Origin of the sequence: Bacillus sp. B19-2, assembly GCF_022832475.1 — a bacterium.
GTDB classification, from domain to species: domain Bacteria; phylum Bacillota; class Bacilli; order Bacillales; family Bacillaceae; genus Bacillus; species Bacillus paralicheniformis.
In genome coordinates this window covers 468958-489009 of the sequence record NZ_JALHKQ010000002.1, presented here as the reverse complement: position 1 = coordinate 489009, position 20052 = coordinate 468958, and the positions used below count along the sequence as shown (strand labels likewise).

The window sequence follows — 20052 nt, the reverse complement described above, 5'->3', positions numbered from 1 at the left end:
GTCAGGAGTGATGGTATGAGCGGTCAAATGTATAAGGTGGAAATTGTAACTCGTCCTACAAACTTTGAAAAGCTGAAAACGGAGCTGGCCAAAATCGGGGTAACGTCCATTACGTTTTACAATGTACACGGATGCGGCCTGCAAAAAGGGCATACAGAGCTTTACCGCGGGGTCAAACGCGAAAGCAATGTGTATGAAAGGTTGAAAGTCGAAATCGTCGTTAGTAAAGTGCCTGTCGAAAAGGTGGCCGAGACGGCGCAAAACGTCCTGAAAACCGGGGAACCCGGTGACGGCAAGATCTTCATATACGAAATTAAAAACACCATCAACATCCGCACAGGCGAAGAAGGTCCTGACGCTTTATAAAAAAGATCGAAGCTCCCGGCTGGAGTTGAGCCGGGAGCTTTTCTGATGTTATAAAACGGCGTCAATAACACCGTATGCCTTCGCTTCGTCCGCATCCATAAAATAATCGCGTTCCATGTCGGCTTTTAGTTTTTCAATGGGCTGGCCGGTTCGTTCGTGAAAGAAGCGCTCGATTTTTTCCCTCAGTTTGATGATCCGCTTCGCTGAAATCTCCATGTCTGTCGCCTGTCCTTTGACGCCGCCGAGCGGCTGATGGATCATGATTTCGCTGTTTTTGAGCGCATACCGTTTGCCTTTTGTTCCGCCGGCGAGGAGCATCGCTCCCATGGAAGCTGCCATTCCGACGCAGATCGTGCGGACATCCGGCTTCACATAGTCCATCGTATCCAAAATCGCATATCCCGCGGAAGTTGATCCGCCCGGGCTGTTGATATAGATCGAAATGTCTTTTTCATTGTCTTCGGCTGACAAAAACAGCAACTGGGCGGTGACCCGATTGGCGAGGTCATCGTTGAATTCAGAGCCGATCATAATGATCCGGTCTTTTAAAAGTCTGGAAAAAATATCGTACGACCTTTCACCGGCAGCCGTTTTCTCAATGACGTAAGGAATGGTGTTCATAGCCTTTTCCTCCTAGGCAGCACACCTCATCATGCTGACGCAAGACGGCTGTGAAGCGCCGAAAAGCCATGTCTGTTTGGCAAATTCGAGCAGATCATCGGGGTTGTGATACAATATCGCCTGAACAAGCAGACCAATATGTTCGTCATCCCCGTCCGCCGCTTCCCTTTGCAGAATATCCGGAGAAAGGCTTTTTAATCGCTGACGCGATCTGAATAAAAGCGACTTGACGGATGATTCGGGCTTCCCGAGCGCCTCGGCGATTTCGTGCAGCTGAAAGGAAAACACATCTTTGAGCAGAAAAATCGTTAATTGCTTCGGCGTTAAAATACCGGAAAGCTGTTTCAGCAGGTGCTCGAAATCATCGGCCGCCTGCATGCGCTCTGCCCGCCCGTCTTCCAGATTGTCTTCAGACAGAAAGATTTCGCGCTTTCTTTTTCTGAGCAGGTCAATCCATTTATGCTTTGCCACCGTCTTTTGATAAGCATGTGAGGCGTCTGTTCGATTGATTTCTATTAACTTCAGGATGGTGTCCTGGACTAAATCCTCAGCATCCCATTTATCACCTGTCATTCTCATGCAATACTTCATCAGCGCTTGCTGTTCTAGCTCATTCATGAATGCATTCACACTCCTTAAAAGAGGCCTCTTACTTAATAAACGGCTGGCTCTGCAAATTTGATACGGGTTTTTTATGATTGTAACAAAAAAGGCGCCTATCGTATTTGATAGGCGCCCTGAGTGAAGCGTGCCTTATGACTGGCTTGAATCGTCAGACTGGGTTCCGTCTTGATTTTCTGACCCTTCAGACGAATCTTCCCGTTTGGTTTTGTCGTCTTTTCCACCTGTTTGATCTTTCGCTTTGTCTTCTGTTTTTGGCTTTTCTTCAACAGAAGGCTGAGCAGGTTCCTTCATTTCAGCCGCTTGTTCCTCCACCGCTTTTTCGATGCTGGAGACCGGCTTGTCCATGAAATTCAACGGGTTTAGCGCAACACCGTCTTTTCGGATTTCAAAATGTACATGGTTTCCGCCTTCTTCATTGTAAAGGTTTTTGCCTGCTTTTCCGATGACTTGATTTTGTTCAATCTTGTCACCTTGTTTGACGCTTACTTCAGAAAGAGACTGATACACAGTTGATAAACCATTTTCATGTTCAACTTCAACAACGTAGCCCAGTACAGGGTCTTTTGCAGCTTTGATGACCGTACCGCTGAGAGATGCGGAAACATCGAATGTTTTTCCGTCTTTCTCAGCCAAGTCGATACCTTTGCTCATGCTGTACGTGTTATTATAGTTTACAAGTGCTGCTTCTTTCTCTTCTTTAGTTGCGTCAGTTTCAAAGAACTTTTTAACGACAGAAACATTTTCAGAATCAGCAACCGGCATTGCGACATTTTCGACTGCTTTGCCTACTTCTACCGCGTCATCCCGGTTATCATAGGCTGATTTCTTGCCATCGTCTGCAAGCTGATCTTTTACATCGTTGTTAGAAGCCGATTGATACCAAAGAACGGCGGTTAATACAACGACGGCACTTGTCAAATAGATGGCCGGAAATACCCAGCGTTTACGAAAAAACTGTTGCAGCTTTGTGATTTTGGAAGTACGATTCTTTTCTTCCTCTTTCATTACTCATCACCTCAGCAACATTCTGAACACTTTTCAGAAAATATATACATTTACAAAAAACTTTTTTTCAAATTAGTCTGCACCGGCTGCTTCGTTTTTATGTAAAAACCGCCCTAAAACCTGAAATTTCACCAATGTGCATGATAACGGAAAAAACGCCGAAGATATAACATATGAAGAAAGGACAAAGAGAATGAAACTACGGATCGCCAATCGGGGAGACCTTCCCGCAGTAGTCGATATTTACAACTCCACCATTGCGTCGCGAATGGTTACGGCAGATACAGAACCCGTCACACCTGAAGAAAGGCTGAACTGGTTTTTGAACCATACCGAGGCAAGGCCTCTTTATATTGTGGAAAATGAACAAGGGGATATCACCGGCTGGGTCAGCTTCGAATCCTTTTACGGAAGGCCCGCCTATAACAAAACCGCCGAAGTCAGCATTTACCTTCATGAAGACCACCGCGGCAAAGGGGCGGGTTCAGCGGTGCTTGAAAAAGCGCTTGTAGCTGCGCCAAAGCTTGGAATCCGTTCTTTAATGGCGTTTATTTTCGCCCACAACGAACCGAGCATCAAGCTTTTCAAAAAATACGGCTTTACCGAGTGGGGACACTTTCCCGGAATCGCCGAGATGGACGGAATCCGGTACGATTTAAAAATATTAGGAAAAGAATTGAATGAAGCCTGATCATCATGGCACAAAAAAAGAGCTGTCATGCAGCTCTTTTTTCTTTCATCATTCAGCCAGCCTGCGCCTTCTGATCTCTTCTTCATTTAAAAATTCCAAAAAGCTTCTCATCACAGTAAACGGCTCTTCCTTGACCGCCCGAACGTAGCGGCTTTTCCGTTCATCGGAAAGCACTTCGCTTGTTTGCATCCGTTCCAAAATATATTTCATCACCGATTGCTGAACATTTCTTTTTTGGTAAGACGACTCTCTGAACAGCGCCATGCCGAAAGCTGCTGCTGCGGCAGCGCAGCCGATTTTTATCATTGAATCGGTTCCATAGGATGCCTGCCCCCAAAAAGAGGACAGATAAACCAATGAAGCGACAAGCAGCGGAATCGCGATAAAAAGAAATATCAGTCTTTTCTTTAAGAACGGCGCCGCCACATGCTTGAGGTTATCCATTTCTTCTTTCATAAAAGCCGGCATTTGATGGAAACGTTCCATCTCCATAATCAATCCCTCCCGTTTTGGTTAAAGAGGCGTTGTTTCGCTAATTAAATCACGCTTTTTATATGTATATCGTAACTTAGATCCAACATGTTTTACAGTTTTTTGCCTTTCCCCTTTTTATTAGGAACTTTCCGTCCCCCGCCCCGTATAACATGAGTGGTTGCTTGAAAGGGGAGTAACTGTTATAAATGGAATGTATAAAAACAAATCCGTCTTGTGAGGTTCAATATGGATATTATTAAAAATATCAGCATCACATCGATATTTCTCGGCTTTATATTAGTTCTAAACACGCTATTGGCAATCGTTGTGATCTTTAGGGAACGCCGGGATGCAAGCTCCTCCTGGGCCTGGCTCTTGGTACTCTTCTTTATTCCCGTTCTCGGCTTTATTCTTTATTTGCTCTTCGGCCACAATTTGAGCAGGAATCACCTCTTTCAATGGGAAGACCAAAAGAGAATCGGGATGGAAAAAATATTGGAACAGCAGCTGACCAAGCTGAAAAACCGCGAGTTTGAATTTCGCAATAAAGCGACGGCGGACAGCAAAGATTTGATTTATATGCATATTCTAAATAACCACGCCGTTTTTACGGAAGACAATGCGGTTGAGCTGTTAACGGACGGACGCCAGAAATTCGACAGACTGCTTCGCGACATTGAAAACGCCAAAGACCATATCCATCTTCAATATTATATTTATAAAGGCGATGAGATCGGAAAAAAGCTGCGGGACGCGCTGATCAAAAAAGCAAAAGAAGGCGTTGAAGTCCGCGTTTTGTATGATGAGCTGGGATCAAGAAGCCTTAGGAAAAGCTTTTTCAAAGAGCTGAAAAAGGCGGGAGGATTTGTCGAAGTTTTTTTCCCGTCGCGTTTTAAATTTATCAATTTGCGCATGAATTACCGCAACCACCGCAAGCTCGTCATTATCGACGGCGTCATTGGCTATGTCGGAGGATTTAATGTCGGGGACGAATACCTCGGCCTGAATCCGGCCTTTGGCTATTGGCGGGACACGCATCTCAGAATCAAAGGAACGGCTGTCCATTCGATTCAAACGCGTTTTATCCTGGATTGGAATCAGGCCTCGCACCATCACGACATCACATATATGCCAAACCACTTTCCTGACATCGATTCCCACGGAAACATCGGCATGCAAATCGTCACCAGCGGCCCCGATTCAGAATGGGAGCAGATTAAAAACGGCTATATTAAAATGATATCAACGGCAAAGCGGTCGATTCTTATACAGACGCCTTATTTTATTCCGGACGCAAGCCTGCTCGATGCCCTAAGGATTGCTTGTCTGTCCGGCGTTGACGTGAGAATCATGATTCCTAACAAACCCGACCATCCTTTTGTGTACTGGGCTACCTATTCTTACATCGGCGAACTTTTAAAAGCCGGCGCTTCCGTATTCATTTACGACAACGGGTTTATCCATGCGAAAACAATTGTTGTAGATGAAGAAATCTCATCGGTCGGCACGGCTAATATTGATATGCGCAGCTTCAAGCTCAATTTTGAAGTGAATGCTTTTTTATACGATGAGGAAATTTCCAGAAGCCTTGTCTTATCATTTGAAAAAGATCTGCAAGTCTCAAGGGAGCTGACCTTTGAAGAATATTTAAACAGAAGCAAATCGATCCGCTTCAAAGAAGCCATTTCGATCTTGCTGTCGCCGATTTTATAGCGCGCCATTCATGCTGTAAAAAATCCTCCCGTTTCCGGGAGGATTTTTGTTTTACTTACCGGAAGCTGCCGCACCTTTGGAAACTGCAGCATGCTTGTCCATTTGACGTCCAGTGTCAGCGTCCTTGAGCTTGAGTGCGATGAAAAATGCGGCCATGAGGAAGCCGGCGGCACCGAGCAAAGCGGTCCGGTAAGCTGATAAATCAGGCTCTATCCCTGCGCCGGGCTGACTGAGCACGGCAAGGACGCACGACATGACGGCAACTCCAAAAGCAGATCCGAGCCGGTTTTGTACATTAAACAGCGTCGTTGCCCGGCCCATTGAGGATGATGAAATGTTGGCAAAACAAACAACCTGCGCTGCGCCAACCGCATGCCCCAGGAAAAAGCCCGCCAAAAACAGCAGCAGCCTGAGAAGCCACAGATTTGACCCGTATCCGGTCAGGCTCAGCAGCCCAAACCATACAGCAGCGCCTAACAGCGCAACCGAAATCACCCGCCGCGGTCCGAACTTCCCCAACGACCTCGGCATCAGCTGGGAGGCCAGCATCAAGCCTAATGCTTCGGGAAACGTGATTAGAGCGGTATCGGTCGCAGAATAGCCGAGTGCTTCCTGGCACAACAGCGGAAATATATAGAGCATGCCAAGGAGTCCGCCTGCTGTCAAAAGCGAAATGACGCTCATCATTCCAAAAACCCGGTCCTTCAATAAGCGCAGTTCAATCAGCGGATGCTCAGCCTTCAGCTCGACAAAAACGAGAATGGCGAGGAGAATCACTCCCCCGGTTCCCGACACAAGCACATTCGGCGAGCCGAAGCCCTGCACAGGCCCCTGGCTGAGTGCAAAAACCGCCAACGCCATTCCCGGCCCAGCCAAAAGAAATCCTAGCCAATCAAATCTGCCTGCTTTCGGCTCCATATGTTCATGAAGATATAACAGGCCAAACAGCAGAATGATCATTCCGATCGGAATATTAATGTAAAAAATCCAGCGCCATGACAGCTGATCAGTCAGAAACCCGCTGATGATCGGTCCAACCGCAGGCGCGACCGCAATCGGAAGAACGAGAACTCTCGAAATTTTCGCCCGTTCATGCGGAGGAAACGTCCTGAACAAGATCGCCATTCCCACCGGTGTGATCAATCCGCCGCCGGCTCCCTGAATCACGCGAAATACGTTTAATGCCGCCAGATTGTCAGCGATTCCGCATAATGCGGATGCAGCCGTAAATATCGAAAGCGCGGCAAGGAAAACACGCTTTGTCCCAAAGCGGTCTCCAAACCAGCCGGCTGCGGGAAGAAAGACCGCCAAGCTGACTAAGTATCCGATGTTAACTGTGCCTGCAGCAGACGGCAATGTTTGAAATTCGTTCATGATGGCGGGCAATGCCATGTTAATGACACTCGCATCCATTGCAGCCATAAACATGGCCGTTACATATACAATGCTGACAACCGTCCTTTGATTGAACGGCCTTCTATTCATTGCTGACCGCCGTGTACTTCTGCAGCCGGCTTTAAGCTGTTCGGCGAGAGATCGGTCCAATTCGAGCTGATATAGTCGATGCAGGCGCTGCGGCTCGTTTCCCCGCAGACAATCTCCCACCCTGCCGGAATATGAATGAAGGCGGGCCAGAGTGAATACTGGCCTTCCTCATTCATTAAAACAACATATGTGCCCTGTTCATTTTCAAAAGGATTTGTCATCGTTATCTCTCCCTACTTGTCCGTATCTTTTTTCAAGCCGTCCAGTTTTTCCGCAACATGACGTCCGATTTCGGCCAGCGGCTCCGGCTGGCACAAATCTTTATGCCGGCAATCCATATCATGAATATCAATGTTTCCGTTCAGATAAGGAAGCCATGACTCAGGATCGATCGGATCAAACCATTCCGGTATCACAGTTGATTTGAAAAACAGGATATCGCCATGAAAGACGCGGGGCTTATATTCGCTTAAAATCCGGACGGAATTCACATACGTCTCCTTTAAGTTCAAGATTGCAGTCTCATCCAGGCTGGCAAGCGCACTGCCGTCGCGGCGCAGAATATCGATCGCACTGGAAAGTTTCAGCGGTTCCCCGTTAAGGCTGTCCGGATCGTATCCTCCCAATGCCAAGAGTGCAATCAATGCTTCCTGCTCATCAGGTGCATCTTTAATTGGAAGGAAGTGATTCGGGTAAGCATCAAGCATGACAAGAAGCGAAATGTCCTCCCCTTGTTCCTGCAGCTGAGTTGCGATCGCATGTACAACATTGCCTCCGAGAGACCAGCCGAGAAGACGATAAGGCCCTGTTGGCTGAATCGTACGAATGTGCCGGATATAATCGGCGGCCATGTCGTCGAGCGTATCAGGAAGCTCTTCCTGCCTTGCGATCCCGCGGGCTTGAAGACCATATATCGGGTATTCCTTCCCGAGTGCCGTCATTAAACCGGCATAACACCAGCTGAGGCCCCCGGCCGGGTGCACACAAAACAGGGGATCCTGACTGCCTCCGGTTCTCAGCGGAAGCAGTACATCCAGCGCACTTTGCCCGCCGCCGGATTCAAGCCGTTCAGCGAGTCCGCTGACAGTAGGCGCTTCAAGCAGGTCGCCGATGCCGAGCTCGACGCCGAGCGCATCACGAATGCGGCTCATCAGTTGTACGGCGAGCAGAGAATGACCGCCGAGTTCGAAGAATCCGTCATCAATACCAATCCGCGGCACATTGAGGATTTCTGAAAAAAGATCGCATAAGATTTCTTCCTGCGGTGTTCTTGGCCCCCGCCCTTTAACAGCCGCGGCAAAATCAGGGTCAGGCAGTGCTTTTCGATCAAGTTTGCCATTTGGAGTCAATGGCAAGTCTGCAATTTTTACAAATGCAGAAGGCACCATGTACTCCGGCAGAGTGCCTGCGGCAAACCGGCGCAGCTCAGCCGGATCGGTTTCGTCTGCAGACGTCGGGACAACATAGGCGATCAGGCGCTTGTCCCCGGGCTGGTCTTCCCTTACAACTAAAGCGGCTTGATTCACCCTGTGATGGCGGACAAGCACCGCTTCTATCTCGCCGAGTTCGATTCTAAAGCCGCGGATCTTGATCTGCTGATCGGCCCGGCCCATATAATCAAGAGAGCCGTCTTGACGCCTCCGGGCAAGATCACCGGTTCGGTACATTCGGGTTCCCGGCGGACCAAACGGATCAGCGACAAAGCGGTCTGCCGTCAAATCGGGTCTGCCCAAGTAACCCCGTGCGAGGCCGCCCCCCGACACATACATCTCTCCGGTGACGCCCGGGGGTACCGGTTCAAGGTATTCATCAAGCACATATACACCTAAATCGGGAATCCTTTGACCGATCAGGCTGTTCGCTTGAAGTGCTGCAGTCTGCTGATCGAGGGAAATATAGCTGACATGTACCGTCGTTTCTGTAATTCCGTACATATTAATCAGCCGCGGGACATGCTCCGGATGGCGTTCATACCAATCTTCAAGCCTCTTCAGCTCGAGCGCTTCCCCTCCAAAAATGATAAAGCGCAAGGAAAGGCGTTTTCCTGTCTCAGCATTGTCCCGGTCAGCCTGCATCAATTGATAAAATGCGGAAGGAGTCTGATTGAGCATAGTCACTCCCTCACGTACGAGAAGATTGAGAAAGTCGGCCGGCGAGCGGCTGATTGTATGAGGCACAACGACAAGCCGCCCCCCATTGAGCAGCGCTCCCCAAATTTCCCATACCGAAAAATCAAATGCGTAAGAATGAAACATCGTCCAAACATCGTCAGAGCCAAAATGGAACCATTGGTCAGTCGCTCCGAACAGCCGCACGACATTTTGATGCGGAACGACCACTCCTTTCGGCTTACCGGTCGAGCCGGATGTGTAAATGACATACGCCGGGTGAAGAGGCAGCAAAGGCGTCGTACGGTCGGCATCAACCGGATTCACAGAAGCGTATCCGTTCAGTTCCTCTTGTATGCAAGGGTCATCAAGTACAATCCTTTCAACAGATGCGGGAACAGAAAGGCTTGATTCGACCGCTGAACTCGTTACAACGCAGGCAGGATGTGCATCATTCAACATAAACGCTATCCTTTCTGCCGGGTAGTCCGGATCCAGAGGAACATATGCCGCGCCAGCTTTCAGCACTGCAAGCAGTCCGACAACCATATCCAAAGATCTTGGCAGCGCCAGGGCAGCAAATTGTTCGGGACCGACCCCTTTGGCGATCAGGAGATGGGCAAGCCGGTTAGCGCGTCTATTGAGCTCGCTGTATGTGAGCGAGTCATTTTCATATATAACCGCAACGGCTTCCGGGTCCTTCGCGGCCTGCTTTTCAAATAAAACAGGCAAAGATGAACAAGGTATGTTGTTGGACGATTTGCTCCAGTCAGTCAGCATGTTTTCACGTTCGGCCGGAAGAAGAATCTCAAGTCTTCCGATCGGCTGATCAGGATCGGATACCGCTGAATCCAGCAGTCTGACAAGACGTTCGGCCAATGTTTGAACCGTATTTCGCTCAAATAAATCTGTGCTGTATTCCACAAATCCGCCGATACCTGCGGGTGTTCCGTCCGCTTTTCGATGTTCGCGAAGCTCAATCGTCAAATCAAACTTGGCTGCGCCGACACTGCGAATTTCAATGTCTGATTTAAGGCCGGAAAGTTCAAGCTCAGGTTCAGGCGTATTTTGAAAGGCGAGCATGATTTGGAACAGCGGATGTCTCGCTCTTGATCTGGCAGGATTGAGCACTTCAACAAGGCGCTCGAACGGAAGGTCCTGATGCTCATATGCTGCAAGATTTACTTTTCTAACTCTGTTCAGAAGCTCTCGAAAACTTGGATTACCTGATGTATCCGTTCGGAGCACAAGCGTATTAACGAACAATCCGACAATTCCGCCTAAAGCATCATCGTTTCTTCCCGCTATCGGACTGCCGAGAGGAATGTCGCGGCCTGCTCCGAGCCGTGTCAACAGTGAGGCAAGGGCCGACTGCAAAATCATGAACATGCTGACTCCGGTGCTGCGGGACAAACCGAGCAAACGGCCGTGCAGCTGTTCGTCAATGCTGAGATCAATCGTACCGCCTCTGTAGCTTGATTCCGACGGACGCGGGTGATCAGTCGGAAGCTCCAGCTGATCAGGCAGATGTTCCAACGCCTTTGACCAATACCCGAGCTGCTTGGCAATCAGACTGTCCGGATTGTTCTCACTGCCAAGCAGATGTTCCTGCCATACGGCATAGTCGGCATATTGTATAGAAAGCGGCTCCCAAGCAGGTGCCTCACCATTCAGACGCGCATTGTAGGCAGTTTCCAAATCGCGGGTCAGCGGCGTTAAAGACCAGCCGTCGCCAATCATATGGTGCAAAAGCAGAAGAAGAACAAACTTGTCCGGTCCGAGTACGAATAGCTGGGCGCGAAACGGAGGTTCCTTTTCTAAATGAAAACGATGCCGAACAGCCTCAGCCAGGACTTTTTCTAAATCATGTTCGCTGACATGGGATACAGCGAGTTCGGGACGCGCTTGATCTGCTTCCAATATCAGCTGGTGTGTTGTCCCCTGCTGATCCGGGAAAATGGTTCGAAGCGGCTCATGTCTTGCTGCCACATCGCCCAAAGCGGCTGTCAGTGCCTCTTGGTCCAAACGTCCGGTTAAATGAACGACAACCGGAATATTATAGGTCGGGCTCGGTCCTTCCAAACAGTGCAAAAACCATAGGCGCCGTTGCGCGAAGGACAGCGGAATCTCTTCCCGGCGCTCTCTTTTACGCAATGCCGGGCGGGCGCTCTGCGCCTGATCAAGCTGTTTGGCAAGTCCGGCGGCTGTGGGTTCATCGAATAAACGGCCGATCCCGAGTTCGACGCCGAGCGTTTCCCGAATCCGGCCGACGAGCCTGCCTGCCAGAAGCGAATGTCCGCCAAGATCAAAAAAGCTGTCATCAATACTGACTCGCGGCACCCCCAGCACTTCAGCGAATAAATCACACAATATTTCCTCTTGCGGAGTCCTTGGCTCACGTCCGCCTGTATGCATACTCAACGCCGGAGCCGGCAGGGATTTGCGGTCAAGCTTTCCGTTCGGCGTAAGCGGCAGTTCATCAAGGATGACAAATGCAGACGGAATCATATAGTCGGGCAGTGTTTCACCAACGTAGCCGCGAAGCTCGGCAGGATGAAGGCTTTCTCCCGAAGCGGGAACGACATACGCAAATATACGCGGATCACCGGGCTGGTCTTCACGAACAATAGCAGCAGCTTGTTTAACAACCGGATGATTTGCAAGCACCGCTTCTATTTCTCCCATTTCAATGCGGAATCCGCGAATTTTAACTTGGTGGTCCGCACGGCCGATATAATCAAGCGACCCGTCTTCGCGCCAGCGCACAAGGTCGCCCGTCCGGTACATCCGCGATCCAGGCGGCCCGTACGGATTCGCAATAAAGCGTTCAGCCGTGAGAGCATGTCTGTTCAAGTAGCCGCGCGCCACTCCTGTTCCTCCCACATAAAGTTCTCCAGCCGCTCCCGGAGGCACAGGCTGCAATCCGGCGTCTAGAACATACAGCTGCGTATTCCAAATCGCGCGGCCGATTCCCGGAGGTTCCGTGCAGCCTGCTTCCAGCGCGGCGGCTGTAGACCAAATCGTTGTTTCCGTCGGTCCATAAAGGTTCGTTAATGTGCATCCGAGCTGCTGCAATTGCCGGGCTAAGCTGGCTTGCAAAGCTTCACCGCCGACAAGCGCACGAAGACCTTTAAGCTTGTCCGGAGCGCTTGAGGCCAATGCGTGCCAGAGGGTCGGTGTAGCCTGCATCATGGTGATTCCGTATGTTTCAATCATTTTGGCCAATGCGGACGGGTCTTGCACCGTCTCCTTCTCGGCAAGAACGACTGCCGACCCGCTGATCAGCGGCAAATACATTTCGAGTGCTGAGATGTCGAATGCAATCGTTGTGACGGCCAGCAGCCGGTCGTCTTGATTAAGCGGGAACATATCCTGCATTGACAGCAAAAAATTGAATAAGCTTTCAGCTTGTACAACCACGCCTTTAGGTCTGCCGGTTGATCCGGACGTATAGATCATATATGCCGGCTGGGCGCCGGTATGCTGTCCGCCGGGATTTTCTTCAGAATAGCCGGAGATTTTTTCCACAACAGTCTGTTCATCAAGGATTAACTTCGGCGTTTGCGACCTGATCATGTCTTGTGCTTTTTTGCTGGTGATGACAAACAGCGGCTGTGCATCATTGAACATATACTCGATCCTGTCAGCCGGATAATCGGGATCTATAGGTAAATAAGCCGCTCCAGCCTTGAGAACGGCGAGCATGCTGACAATCATTTCCGCTGATCGCGGCAGTGCCAAAGCAACGAATGACTCCGGTTTCGCCCCCTGATTGATCAGCAGATGAGCCAGTTGATTTGCCCTTTTATTTAATTCGGAATAGGTGAGAACCTCATCATTGCAAACGACTGCCGGAGATTCAGGGCACTCCTTCGCCATCCTTTCAAATCGCTGCGGCAGACTCTCATTGGGAAGACCGCGGTCTGTTTGATTCCATTCGATCAAAATTTGAGCGCGTTCTTCCGGGAGAAGAATATCCAACGTCCCCACCGGCTGAGTTTGCTCGCAATCGGCAATCGTTTTCAGAAAAGCAAGAAAACGATGAACATGATGTTCAAGTTCATCCGCATGATAAACAGCGGGGTTTGCATCCATGTTTACTTTCAACCCGCCTCCGTCCGGGCGGCCGTAAATGTTGATTGACAGATCGTCCACAGGTCCCGTGGCAAGATTATGCACGATGCCTTGACAGCCGGCAAAATTCAAGCGGTTCTCAAAAGGCATCAAATTAAGCTGCGGACCGAACAGCCGCTGATTTTCGCCAAGCAGCTTGAGATCCCGGCGCAGTTCTTCGTGGCGGTAATGCTGATGACGCCTCAGCTTCATCATCTCCGCTGAGATTTGCTTGACCAGCTCTCCTACGCTCATTTCCGGCTGCATGCCAATCCGAAGCGGAAGGAGATTCATGACCATACCCGGAATATGGAGAGCGGCTGACCCGAGGCGGCACATCATCGGCATCCCGAGAACGACGTCATTTGCCCCCGTCAGCCGATGAACATATATGGCAGCTGCTGCCATCACGGTTTCGTGCCAAGTTGTCCCCATTCTGCTTGCGGCAGACAGAAGACGATCAGCATGTTCACTCGGCAGATAATCAGACCTGCGAAGAAAGCTTGAAGAGGTACGCGGCGCTCTTTCGGCAAGACTGACCACCTCCGGTTCATCGCTGAAACGCTCAAGCCAAAATCGCCGATCTTCCTGATACTGTTCTGATGCCCGGTAAGCCGTTTCCTCCGCGAGAATCAAATCGAGGGAGCCAAAGGCTCCGCTCTGGTCGATCGATTTGTTCTGCATTAATGCGGTATATATTTTTGACAGCCGCTCGGCGATCAGTGTAAAGCTGAACCCGTCCGTTGCGATATGGTGAGTTCGCTGATACCAGAAGTAATGATCCGGCGCCGTTTTGAAAAGCGCTTCTGTAAAAAGCGGACCGCGGGTCAGATCAACCGGACGGGCAAGATCATCCTTCATCCAGCTTTTAGCCGCCTGTTCCGGATCGGTTTCTGAGCTGACATCAATGTAATGAATCGGAAAATCTGCCGACGGAACGATCTCTTGCCACGGTCCGTCTTGATCTTCTCCAAATCTGGCATGGAATGATTCAGCTTCTTTCATAACATGGCGCAGCGCTTTCTCGAAAAGCTCTTGATCAAGCGGGCCTTTTATTTCAACGTATTCAGCTGTATTGTAGATCGGATTTTCCGGATCAAGCTGCTGAGCAAACCAAATGCCGGCTTGCGCTCCTGATAATGGCTTTCGGTTATGTTGACTTTCAGGCATTAAGGCGACCTCCTTCATTGATAGTCTGCATTTGGCAAGGGTGCTTCTTTAGAGGAGGACAACAGTCTCCACCAGTTTTCAATCGAAGGGTCCTCCGCAAGCTCCACAAATGACACCTCCCGCCCCGCTCGGCGCCAGCGCTCCGCGAGACTCATGATTCTCACGGAATCAAGTCCCCTGTAAATCAAATTTTCGCTATCGCTTATCTTTTCAGGTGATTCAAGAAGAAGCGTTGCGACCTGTTCACGAATGATCTGTTTTGTTAGTGCATGAGAGCATTCTTTTGCGTGTTCATGGCTTTCGTCATCTTTCAGCTGGCTCAAAAGCTGTTCCGCAGTGATTGTGACGCTGCAGCGGTCAGCTGCGTATGTGATAGCCATTTCATGATGCTCTAATGAGAAATCCGCCACCGCATCGGCGACAAAAAACGTTTCAATATCTTGCATAAACGCATCACATGCCGTCATCAGGCAGCCGATATGGGCATAGATGCCGGTGATGATGAGCTGATCCCGACCTTGCTCCTCCAGCACACCTAAAAGGTTGGTTTTTCTAAACGCATTGTACCTCCACTTGGTCAGAACGATGTCGCCTTCATTCGGTTTCAGCTCATCTACGATCTTTTGCTCATCGGGATCAGGACCGATTCCGGCTCCCCAAAAGTCTTGGAGAAGCCCCCGTTCTTCCGGTGTTTGAGCGCCTGGCTGAGCCGTGAAAATAACCGGGATGCCAAGCTCGGCACATCGCTTCCGCAGCTTCTTAATATGAGCCAGCAGATCTGTTACCGGAGACTCGCCGGAACGGTAAGCGTTGAGAAAATATTGCTGCATGTCATGGATGAGAAGTGCAGCGCGCTTCGGATGAGGCGTCCATGACACCTTGTTTTTCGGCATATTTGATGCTTCTGGCATTCGGTACGGTAAGATGGCAGGAATGGCCATCAAATCACATCCTCTCATTTTTTTATCACGTGATATTCTTAGCTGCTAACATTTTTTCAGCAATCGCTGTACGCAGTTCTTTTTTGCTGACTTTTCCTACGCCTGTCTGCGGGAATGCTTCAACCATTTCCACCCGGTCGGGTATTTTGTAGGCTGCAAGGCCCCTTTCTCTCAAAAACGATTGCAATTCAGCCTGAGCAGGTGCAGCGCCGCGGGGGATAACATACGCACACGTTCTTTCGCCGAGAAATTGATCCGGCATCGAGACAACCGCCGCATCAAGCACGGCGGGATGTGCGAGCAGGTGGTTTTCCACTTCTTCCGCGGCAACCTTCTCCCCGCCTCTGTTGATCTGGTCTTTGGCTCGTCCTTCAACAATCAAATAGCCTGATGAATTGACTTTGACCAAGTCGCCCGTACGGTAAAACCCGTCTTCAGTGAACGCTTTGGCATTGTGTTCCTCAGCTTTGTAATAGCCGCGGATCGTATAAGGACCTCTTGTCAGAAGCTCCCCGGTCTGTCCGGGTCCAAGTTCGCGTCCTTCTTTATCCACAATTTTAATCTCGTCAAACGGAGACATCGGTCTGCCTTGTGTGTGAACGATCGTGTCTTCAGGATCATCAAGTCTGGTATAGTTGACCAGACCTTCTGCCATGCCATAAACCTGCTGCAGTTTGCAGCCAAACACCGATGTGACGCGCCTGGCGGCTTCGGCACTGAATTTCGCCCCGCCGACTTGAAGGACCTGGAGGCTTGACAAGTCGTCCTGGCGAGCCGGAGCAGCGTCAAGCCAGATTAGCGCAAGCGGCGGTACGAGACCTGTGATCGTTACGCTCTCCTTTTCGATCAGAGGAAAGGTTTCATCCGGGCTGCCTCCTGACGCAAGAACGACTCGGCCTCCCGCATAGAGTGTACCGAGCACTCCCGGCGAACTGAGCGGATAATTGTGAGCGATTGGGAGAGCGGCAAGATACACGCTGTTGTGATCAAGCCTGCAAACCTCTGCGCTGACCCTCAAGCTGTATATATAATCATCATGCGTCCTCGGGATCAGCTTGGACAGACCTGTGCTTCCCCCTGACAATTGAAGAAAAGCGACATCTTCTGAATGGACGTTCTGCGGAGGGGCAGGCTGATCATAAAGGCCCGACAGCGCTTCAAACTCCTCCGATTCGCCGGCGACAATGACATGACGAAGCCCCCGCAGCTTTCCCTTTACCTGTCTCGCCAGCTTGCGGTAGTCAAACTTTGCGTGATGATCGGGAATCACATAAGCAGCAGCTTCAGAAAACTCGCAAAAATAAGTGATCTCGCTATGTCTGTGCGATGGAAGCGCAAAGACAGGCAGAGCTCCGATTCGGAAGAGCGCAAAGCAAACTTCAAAAAACTCGATGACATTCGGCAGCTGGACAACGACGCGGTCATTTTTTTTGATCCCAAGCTTTAAAAGACCGCCAGCCAAAGAGTCGGCTCTCTTGTCTAACTCTCGATAGCTTAAATGGGTATCTCCGTATGTAAGGGCAATGCGGCTGCCATGTTTTTCGGCCTGTTCCCTCAGCATTCCTCCAAATGTTTCGCCTCGCCAGCATCCCTCCTTCCGATATTTATCCGCAAACTCCTTCGGCCATGTTGGGCACCCTTTCAACATCCTTTATCCCTCCGTTATTCACTGTTCATTCCCATCGCAAGAAGCATTGTCCGAAACTTTGCAGACGTTTCGGCAAGTTCTTCTTCAGGCTTCGATCCGGCGACAATTCCGGCGCCTGCGTACAGCCGCAGCGCGTGTTCCTCCGCCTCAGCACAGCGAATCGTTACGACCCATTCACCGTCACCGTCCGCGTCACACCAGCCGACCATACCTGTGAAAAATCCGCGATCAAACGGCTCAATCTGTTTAATCGCTTCTTTCGCCGCATTCGTCGGCGTGCCGCAAACAGCAGGCGTCGGATGAAGGGCGGCGGCGAGCTCTAATGATGATACAGAAAGATCTGTAAGCTCTCCCTTCAATTCAGTTGAAAGATGCCACATCGTCGGCGTGCTGATGAGCGACGGTTCCGGCACCTCCAGCTTTCGGCAAAACGGCCTGAGCGCGGAAGCAACCGCTTCAACTACGACCGCATGTTCGTGACGGTCTTTAGGAGAAGCAAGCAGTTCAGCCGCCCTTCTTCGATCTTCTTCAGGATCATCGCTTCGAGGTCTTGAACCTGCTAAAGGATTTGCCGTAACACGGAACCCGGACCGTGATACAAGCAGCTCGGGACTTGCCCCTATCAAAGTGGTACGAGGCGCTTCCGCCGACTGTCCGGTTAAGTCAACAGCAAAGTTGTACCCGCTTGTATTGCGACGGGCAAGATTTCGCAGTAATTGACCGATATCGACTTTGATCGGCGAGGTCAGCTGCAATGACCGGGAAAGGACGATCTTGCTGTATTCTCCTGCTGCTATACCTGCCAATCCTCGTCTGACCCCGGTCATATACGCTTCCGGGCTTGGAATCTGCTCGATATCATAGGGGTAAAGGGCAGGTTCAGGCTCCTCTTTACCGTCTTCTTCACATGTCAGCGGCCCCGCCTGCCACGCTTCGACCGGCACGGTTAACTGCGCCGGCTTTGCATCGTCAAACGGCACAGCTCCGACCACCATCGGATTTTTCTGCCCGTTCTCCCTCGCTTTTTTCAGAACTTCCGCAGCCCGCTGAGCAAGGCTTTGCTCTTCCGTTTGAGAAACAGAAGCCAAAACACCTTCCGCCAGAATGGTCCGCTCCGGGGAAGAGAAAAAGAATGAAGCACCGGCCTGATATTCCTTCAACAGCTGATCCGCAAGCGCTTCTGACACGACATGACGTTCCATCATCATTAAAACCTCCTTTAGATTGAATCAGGCTCCAAGCGTTGCTCCGCCATCGACGCGCAAATCGTGCATCGTAATATGGCGAGCCCCGTCAGACAGCAAAAATACTACAGCATCTGCAATATCAGCCGGCGAAGCCAATTTTCCGAGCGGGATTCCCGTTTTGAATGTTTCAAGTGATCCTTCAATGACGCCTTGCGCAGCTTCCTCATCCTGCCATAGCGACCGCTGCATCGGCGTATCGGTTGATCCGGGCGATACGATATTGCAGCGGATGTTGTGCTCGGCAAGTTCAAGGCCGAGACATTTCGTAAACATTAAAGCGGCCGCCTTAGAGGCCGCGTAGGCGGCCATATGCATCCGCGGCACTGCCGCCGCATTTGATCCGACAGTCACGATCGCTCCAGTTCTGCGCGTCATCATCCGGCGGGCGACGGCACGCGATACGTTAAAAACCCCGGTGGAGTTGACGCTGAACGTCTTCTCCCAATCTTCATCACTCAATGAATGGATCAGACCCGTTCTGAGCACGCCGGCTACATTGACAAGCATGTCTATCGGACCGATCTCACGTTCAACATGGGCCACAACCTGCTCGACGGCGGCACTGTCGCCCACATCCGCGGCAAAACCGGAACCCTGCAGATCTTTTCGTTCAAGTTCGGCTTCAAGTTCAAGCAGCCCTTTTCGATTTTGATCAGCTGCGGCAACAAACACCCCGCGTTCAGCAAGCGCCAGAGCCACTTCTTTGCCGATTCCTTGCGAAGCCCCAGTCACCAAAGCAACCTTGCCTTTCACTCTTATCATTTCCTTTCTTAAAAACGGCAGCTCCCAAGTCTTAAAGAGTCACTGCCAGCTAAACTCTTAATTGATAATGATAATCATTATCGTTTAAAAATATAATATACCAATAAATGCAAACGGTCAAATCGTTTTCGATTGTTTATCCGTATCAATGCTCATGGTATATTATCTGTTATCCATTCTTATCTTTTCTGAAAGCACGGGGCGCCGGAAGCGCCCCGCTGTCAATCAGGCTTGAAGGCAAACTGGAGCGCTCTGCTGATTAACACAGGGAGAACCGATATATGACCTTCCCCTTTAAATTCATGGTACTCCGCGCGAATCCCCTGTTTTTCCAAGGCGGCCAGGCGGGCGGCCAATCTTTTTGCATTGTCGTTCATCCCGCTTTTATGCGTCTTTTCGAGCTCTCCGGCCCCGAGCAATACCTTTACATCGCCATCCGCTTCCTGCAGCTTCGAAATAAAGTCATGCTCTTCATCAAAAAAGGACGGATGCCAATGGATGGACGGACTGCCGGCGATATATGTCTGAAACAGGGCCGGTTTTGTAAACAGGGTCTGCAGAACAAAAAGTCCGCCAAGGGAATGACCGAAAATCGCCTGACTTTTCACATCAATGGTGAATTCCTGTTCGATCTCCGGCTTTAGCTGCTGTTCGATGAAGGACAGAAAAGCTTTCGCCCCGCCCGGCTCCGGCCAATCTGCTCCATCGGGCCTCCTGGGCAGCTCGGCGCCCGAATCCGGCAGAGTAAAATCGTAATACCGCCCCCGGTCAAAGGGAGCGTCGGTTTCATAGCCGATGCCGACGATAACGGCCGGCATGACGCCGGTTTTATCGGGACGACGCGACTGCATCCGCAATGCCTCCACCATTGTTCCAAACACGGAATTGGCGTCAAGCAGATAAATCACGGGATATCCTGCGGGCGGCGGTTCCCCAAATGGTTTCGCAATAAAAATCCGGTATGTGCGGCTCCCATCCGGTGAACGCATGCACCGCTGTTCTGTCCCCGGTATCGCCACCGGAATACATTCAGCAGCATTGACAGACTGCTGAAGTTTTTCTTGAGCCATGTGATTCTCCCTTC

General features: G+C 50.4%; 15 protein-coding genes. 3 read left to right on the top strand and 12 right to left on the bottom strand.

Translation table 11 applies throughout. The features are described 5' to 3' along the window. Positions 1 to 15: 15 nt before the first annotated feature. Complete coding sequence (locus MST20_RS09600) at positions 16 to 366, top strand: P-II family nitrogen regulator (RefSeq protein ID WP_003185936.1); 351 nt, start codon at positions 16 to 18, stop codon at positions 364 to 366. Between the two features lie 48 nt (positions 367 to 414). On the opposite strand, the gene MST20_RS09595 is transcribed toward MST20_RS09600, so the two are convergent. The 3 genes from MST20_RS09595 to spoIIQ all read right to left on the bottom strand — a co-directional run bounded on the left by MST20_RS09595 (position 415) and on the right by spoIIQ (position 2616). Then, complete coding sequence (locus MST20_RS09595; protein WP_243941796.1) at positions 415 to 987, bottom strand: ATP-dependent Clp protease proteolytic subunit; 573 nt, start codon at positions 985 to 987, stop codon at positions 415 to 417. Positions 988 to 999: 12 nt separating this feature from the next. Further along, positions 1000 to 1605 carry a sigma-70 family RNA polymerase sigma factor gene (locus MST20_RS09590; RefSeq protein WP_243941794.1) on the bottom strand — a complete coding sequence of 202 codons (606 nt, stop codon included), beginning with the start codon at positions 1603 to 1605 and terminating at the stop codon, positions 1000 to 1002. Between the two features lie 135 nt (positions 1606 to 1740). After that, on the bottom strand, positions 1741 to 2616 hold the full coding sequence (gene spoIIQ, locus MST20_RS09585; protein WP_243941792.1) for a stage II sporulation protein SpoIIQ: 876 nt from the start codon (positions 2614 to 2616) through the stop codon (positions 1741 to 1743). 193 nt (positions 2617 to 2809) lie between these two features. Between spoIIQ and MST20_RS09580 the strand changes: the two genes are divergently transcribed. Continuing rightward, positions 2810 to 3307 carry a GNAT family N-acetyltransferase gene (locus tag MST20_RS09580; RefSeq protein ID WP_243941790.1) on the top strand — a complete coding sequence of 166 codons (498 nt, stop codon included), beginning with the start codon at positions 2810 to 2812 and terminating at the stop codon, positions 3305 to 3307. A 48-nt stretch (positions 3308 to 3355) separates the two neighbouring features. On the opposite strand, the gene MST20_RS09575 is transcribed toward MST20_RS09580, so the two are convergent. Then, complete coding sequence (locus MST20_RS09575) at positions 3356 to 3799, bottom strand: YwnF family protein (protein WP_065644495.1); 444 nt, start codon at positions 3797 to 3799, stop codon at positions 3356 to 3358. A gap of 246 nt (positions 3800 to 4045) precedes the next feature. Here MST20_RS09575 and cls point away from each other — a divergent pair, with 246 nt between their 5' ends. Next, positions 4046 to 5494: a cardiolipin synthase gene (gene cls / locus MST20_RS09570; protein ID WP_243942545.1), complete on the top strand. Its 1449-nt coding sequence runs from the start codon at positions 4046 to 4048 to the stop codon at positions 5492 to 5494. A gap of 51 nt (positions 5495 to 5545) precedes the next feature. On the opposite strand, the gene MST20_RS09565 is transcribed toward cls, so the two are convergent. From MST20_RS09565 to MST20_RS09530, 8 genes are all read right to left on the bottom strand, one after another. Then, a complete protein-coding gene (locus MST20_RS09565; RefSeq protein WP_243941788.1) occupies positions 5546 to 6979 on the bottom strand; it encodes an MDR family MFS transporter in 1434 nt (477 codons plus the stop codon). After that, positions 6976 to 7200 carry an MbtH family protein gene (locus MST20_RS09560; RefSeq protein ID WP_243941786.1) on the bottom strand — a complete coding sequence of 75 codons (225 nt, stop codon included), beginning with the start codon at positions 7198 to 7200 and terminating at the stop codon, positions 6976 to 6978. Before MST20_RS09560 ends, MST20_RS09565 begins: the two co-directional genes overlap by 4 nt. 12 nt (positions 7201 to 7212) lie before the next feature. Then, the gene (locus MST20_RS09555; protein ID WP_243941784.1) at positions 7213 to 14370 is read right to left on the bottom strand and encodes an amino acid adenylation domain-containing protein; all 7158 of its coding nucleotides are present in this window, start codon (positions 14368 to 14370) and stop codon (positions 7213 to 7215) included. A 14-nt stretch (positions 14371 to 14384) separates the two neighbouring features. Continuing rightward, the gene (locus tag MST20_RS09550) at positions 14385 to 15311 is read right to left on the bottom strand and encodes an isochorismatase family protein (RefSeq protein WP_243941782.1); all 927 of its coding nucleotides are present in this window, start codon (positions 15309 to 15311) and stop codon (positions 14385 to 14387) included. Positions 15312 to 15336: 25 nt separating this feature from the next. Next, complete coding sequence (locus MST20_RS09545; protein ID WP_243941780.1) at positions 15337 to 16959, bottom strand: (2,3-dihydroxybenzoyl)adenylate synthase; 1623 nt, start codon at positions 16957 to 16959, stop codon at positions 15337 to 15339. A 14-nt stretch (positions 16960 to 16973) separates the two neighbouring features. Then, positions 16974 to 18164, bottom strand: coding sequence for an isochorismate synthase DhbC (dhbC, locus tag MST20_RS09540; protein ID WP_243941778.1), 1191 nt, complete (start codon positions 18162 to 18164; stop codon positions 16974 to 16976). Between the two features lie 24 nt (positions 18165 to 18188). Next, a complete protein-coding gene (locus MST20_RS09535) occupies positions 18189 to 18968 on the bottom strand; it encodes a 2,3-dihydro-2,3-dihydroxybenzoate dehydrogenase (protein ID WP_243941776.1) in 780 nt (259 codons plus the stop codon). A gap of 221 nt (positions 18969 to 19189) precedes the next feature. Beyond that, positions 19190 to 20038 (bottom strand): alpha/beta hydrolase, encoded by an 849-nt coding sequence (locus tag MST20_RS09530; RefSeq protein WP_243941774.1) that lies wholly within the window; start codon positions 20036 to 20038, stop codon positions 19190 to 19192. Between the last annotated feature and the right edge of the window lie 14 nt (positions 20039 to 20052).

Bases quoted from the DNA above. Each gene is read 5' to 3' on its own strand.
- MST20_RS09535 (WP_243941776.1), bottom strand. From the start codon at position 18,968: ATGATAAGAGTGAAAGGCAAGGTTGCTTTGGTGACTGGGGCTTCGCAA.
- MST20_RS09565 (WP_243941788.1), bottom strand. From the start codon at position 6,979: ATGAATAGAAGGCCGTTCAATCAAAGGACGGTTGTCAGCATTGTATAT.
- dhbC (WP_243941778.1), bottom strand. From the start codon at position 18,164: ATGATGGAACGTCATGTCGTGTCAGAAGCGCTTGCGGATCAGCTGTTG.
- spoIIQ (WP_243941792.1), bottom strand. From the start codon at position 2,616: ATGAAAGAGGAAGAAAAGAATCGTACTTCCAAAATCACAAAGCTGCAA.
- MST20_RS09590 (WP_243941794.1), bottom strand. From the start codon at position 1,605: ATGAATGAGCTAGAACAGCAAGCGCTGATGAAGTATTGCATGAGAATG.
- MST20_RS09545 (WP_243941780.1), bottom strand. From the start codon at position 16,959: ATGTTGAAAGGGTGCCCAACATGGCCGAAGGAGTTTGCGGATAAATAT.
- MST20_RS09575 (WP_065644495.1), bottom strand. From the start codon at position 3,799: ATGGAGATGGAACGTTTCCATCAAATGCCGGCTTTTATGAAAGAAGAA.
- MST20_RS09595 (WP_243941796.1), bottom strand. From the start codon at position 987: ATGAACACCATTCCTTACGTCATTGAGAAAACGGCTGCCGGTGAAAGG.
- MST20_RS09555 (WP_243941784.1), bottom strand. From the start codon at position 14,370: ATGCCTGAAAGTCAACATAACCGAAAGCCATTATCAGGAGCGCAAGCC.
- MST20_RS09530 (WP_243941774.1), bottom strand. From the start codon at position 20,038: ATGGCTCAAGAAAAACTTCAGCAGTCTGTCAATGCTGCTGAATGTATT.
- MST20_RS09600 (WP_003185936.1), top strand. From the start codon at position 16: ATGAGCGGTCAAATGTATAAGGTGGAAATTGTAACTCGTCCTACAAAC.
- MST20_RS09580 (WP_243941790.1), top strand. From the start codon at position 2,810: ATGAAACTACGGATCGCCAATCGGGGAGACCTTCCCGCAGTAGTCGAT.
- MST20_RS09560 (WP_243941786.1), bottom strand. From the start codon at position 7,200: ATGACAAATCCTTTTGAAAATGAACAGGGCACATATGTTGTTTTAATG.
- MST20_RS09550 (WP_243941782.1), bottom strand. From the start codon at position 15,311: ATGGCCATTCCTGCCATCTTACCGTACCGAATGCCAGAAGCATCAAAT.